The 3458-nt window shown below is 51.0% G+C and carries 2 protein-coding genes and 1 pseudogene; 2 read left to right on the top strand and 1 reads right to left on the bottom strand.

Going from position 1 to position 3458, the window contains the following annotated elements; all coding sequences use genetic code 11:
• The first annotated feature begins 257 nt into the window (after window positions 1-257).
• Together CFR80_RS17335 and CFR80_RS17330 are read left to right on the top strand one after the other, a co-directional pair.
• Window positions 258-1451 carry a Fic family protein gene (locus CFR80_RS17335; protein ID WP_110507795.1) on the top strand — a complete coding sequence of 398 codons (1194 nt, stop codon included), beginning with the start codon at window positions 258-260 and terminating at the stop codon, window positions 1449-1451.
• 288 nt (window positions 1452-1739) lie between these two features.
• Entirely contained in the window at window positions 1740-2930 is a 1191-nt protein-coding gene (locus tag CFR80_RS17330; protein WP_110507794.1) for a DUF262 domain-containing protein, read from the top strand.
• An 83-nt stretch (window positions 2931-3013) separates the two neighbouring features.
• Here CFR80_RS17330 and CFR80_RS17325 read toward each other — a convergent pair.
• Window positions 3014-3458, bottom strand: a pseudogene (locus CFR80_RS17325) (IS5-like element ISGdi1 family transposase); the annotation flags it as partial.

Below are 3458 nucleotides of genomic sequence, written 5' to 3'. Positions count from 1 at the left end.
CTTGTAGCTACGTCCGCTTTGAGGCGTCGGAGTACTGCGCTTTGACGTCGGGAAAAAGGGCATTAACAATCTGTCCGATAATCCATATTACCGGACAGGATTAGGCCTGGAGGGATTTTCATCCACGTCACCTGTGGCCGCACGCACAACGTGGCAGAACCTTGCGCAAGAGCCCACTCCTGGCAAACATGATTAAGATTTTAACAAAAAACTTAATCATGCTAGGAAAATCCGGTCTCTGGAAAAGGTTGGGCAGGATGAAGCGTGAGGATCTGGCCGGCGGGATCCGGGAATGTCTGCAGCGGCTACCCGCCCCCTATGCCCAGCATTACGGGGTCGTGCCCCCGCCGCCGCCTGAAGCGGGCGTTATGCTGGGCGATGCCGCCGCCCGCCATGGGCAGGCCCTGTCCGCCCTGGGTGAAATCGCCGCCCTCGCCCGCACCCTGCCTGATCCTTACCTGATCAGCCGCGTCCTGAGCCGTCAGGAAGCCCTGAGCAGTTCCGCCCTGGAAGGCACCCACAGCACCCTCAATGAGCTGCTGGTGGTCGATGAAGACGACCAGGACGCTTCCCATGCCACCCGGCAGGTCCGCGACTATGCGCGAACCTTGGAACAGTTCCTGCCACAGGCCTCTAGCGAAGGCCCGGCCCTCTTCCGCCTGCCCACCGTGCTGGCGCTCCATCAGGCTGTCATGCAGCATGACCCGGCCTATCGCGGGACACCGGGCACCCTGCGCCGGAACGTGGTCTGGATCGGCGGGACAGGGCATATCGCCTATTCGACCTATAACCCGCCCCCGCCCGACCAGGTGGCAGCCTGTCTGGAGGCCACCCTGGACTACATGCGGGCTGACGGGATGCAGCAGATGACCCAGTCCCTCATCACCCGGCTGGCCATCGCCCATGCCCATTTCGAGGCCGTGCATCCGTTCAGCGATGGCAATGGACGGGTTGGCCGCCTGCTGCTTCCGCTGATGATGGCCGCTGACGGCCAGATCCCCCTCTATCTTTCCCCGTATATCGAGGCCCACAGACAGGACTATTACGCGGCGCTCAAACGGGCCCAGCAGCGGCTCGACTGGCCGCCCCTGATCGGGTTCCTGTCAGACGCCATCATCCGGACCGTTACCGAAGTGCAGGTCACCCGGCAGGCAACCCAGGCCCTGAAGGCCACATGGCAGCAGCGCCGGGCTTTCCGCAAGGGCTCGACTGCGCTGCGCGCGCTGGACCTGCTGACCGATTATCCCGTCCTGACAGCCAGCCGCCTTGGCCATCTGCTGGACATCACGCCCCCGGCTGCCCAGACGGCCCTCGCCCAACTCTGCCAGGTCGGGATTTTGACCGAACGTACCGGCTATGCCCGCAACCGGATCTATGCCGCTGAAGACGTGCTCACGATCCTCAATCGGCCCTTCGGGGAAGAACCGGCACTACCAGACCCGCCGTCATAAAAGGGCCTCGCTGCACAAGATCCGTTTTGACAGCTTCAATAGAAATGGCTGGAAGTCTGTCCCATTCAGGCTTCCCGACAAAAACCGACATATAGCCCTTATTCTTGCATAGCTTTGCTCTGTCCCAATATGACTATAGCCTAATTGGGATGCACATAGTCACTTGTCTGAAAATCAGGGACCACTGCTGTTTGGTCTTGCCGGTTAAAGATTTTAGGGGCAAGTTTAATGCTTCAAAAATAAGTGCAGTCTCGATACCAAACAGTCGGAAAGTTTTAGGAAAAGATCATGTCAAATGACGAAGTATTCAATGATGAACAGATAGAAGATTCTCTTGAAGACTTAGAAAAAATTGACAACTGGGCCAATGGAGCTGTTCTTTGGTCTACCGACTGGACTGCAGAAACAGTTATATCTCAGCTTAATAGAAATAATATTGACCTAGATCCCTCTTTTCAAAGGCGGTCAGCATGGACAGATAAAAAGCAAAGCCTTTTCATAGAATCTCTGATACTTGGCTTGCCTATCCCACAGTTAATTCTTGCTGAAGCCCACGGAAAAAAAGGCTCATTCATTGTTATCGATGGGAAACAACGTCTCTTAGCAATCAGGCGTTTTGGTTCTTCAAGTTCAGCTGGGGGGTTTACACCTCTACAACTCAAGGGATTATCTGAATTAAAACAATTGAATGGCAAAACGTACAATGACCTAATGTCAGATCCTAACCTTGATGATTTTCGATCAGCCTTTGAGAATTCAAGTATAAGAACAATTGTTATTAGAAACTGGCAAAATGAATCCTATCTTTATGAAGTTTTTTTGAGGATAAATACAGGCAGTGTTCAGCTTTCTCCTCAGGAGCTTAGGCAGGCTCTCCATCCTGGTCCATTCTCAACATTCATCAATGATACCTCTGGTGATTCACCCGGTATCAGAAAAGCACTGAATCTGAAGGCTCCTGATTTCAGAATGCGTGATGCAGAAATTCTATTAAGATTTCTTGCATATCGAAATTTCATAAGAACTTACAACGGAAATCTAAAATTTTTCTTGGATGAAACAACCAGAAAATTAAACCTTGAGTGGGGAAATAGAGAAATAGAAATAAATGATCAATGTATAGAGATGGAAAATGCATTTTCTTTTACAGAAAATATTTTCACAAAAAAACATTACTTAAGGAAATGGAATGGGAACAATTTTGAATCCCGTAAAAATAGAGCTATATTTGATATAATGCTATACTACTTTTCTTTTCCAGAATTAAGGGAGAGACTTGCTGGAAAAGAAACCGATATAGAAAATAAATTTAAATTTGCATGCGATAATAACTCTGATTTTCTTTCTTCTATAGAGAATACAACAAAATCAATGGAAGCAAATAAGTGTAGATTTAACGTATGGGGAGATATATTGTCGAGCCTTTCAGGACTAAACTTAGATCATCTAAAGTTTTCGGTGCCAGATGGCCACCACTGAATTATCTGCGCTACAAAGCGCCATTAATCATCTCAAAGATGGGTTGATGAATTTTAGCAGTAAGAGCCCGATCCGAAAGTTTTTCAAGCTTGACAATGCCTTGCTGTCCGTCGTGTGAGCATGCGGATCGAGGCGATCAATGTCCATGCGGTTGAGGAAGCAATGGACTTTTCCCAATCTTTGGCGAGCCGCCTGCACCGTCCCAGCCAGGCGAATGTCCGTTCAACCACCCAGCGGCGCGGCAGGATCTGAAAGCCCTTCGCCGTATCGGACCGCCTGATGATTTCGATCGTCCATTTTCCCATGGAGGCGAGCGCGGATCGCAATTTGTCGCCAGCATAGCCGCCATCAGCGAAGATGTGGCGCAGCCAGGGAAAGCGCCTGCGTATTGCCGCCAGAACATCAACGGCCCCATCACGGTCCTGGATGTCGGCGGCATGAACGAGGAGAAAGATCAGGAAGCCGCAGGTATCAGTCACGATATGGCGCTTGCGGCCCTTGACCTTCTTGCCCGCGTCATAGCCCGAA

It is taken from the genome of Komagataeibacter oboediens, from assembly GCF_003207815.1.
GTDB classification, from domain to species: Bacteria; Pseudomonadota; Alphaproteobacteria; order Acetobacterales; family Acetobacteraceae; genus Komagataeibacter; species Komagataeibacter oboediens.
The sequence above is the reverse complement of the archived record's forward strand: the minus strand, read 5'-3'. Positions and strand labels throughout refer to the sequence as shown.

What these genes read in the sequence shown, in the direction of transcription:
- CFR80_RS17335 (WP_110507795.1), top strand. Translation starts at nt 258, where the DNA reads ATGAAGCGTGAGGATCTGGCCGGCGGGATCCGGGAATGTCTGCAGCGG.
- CFR80_RS17330 (WP_110507794.1), top strand. Translation starts at nt 1,740, where the DNA reads ATGTCAAATGACGAAGTATTCAATGATGAACAGATAGAAGATTCTCTT.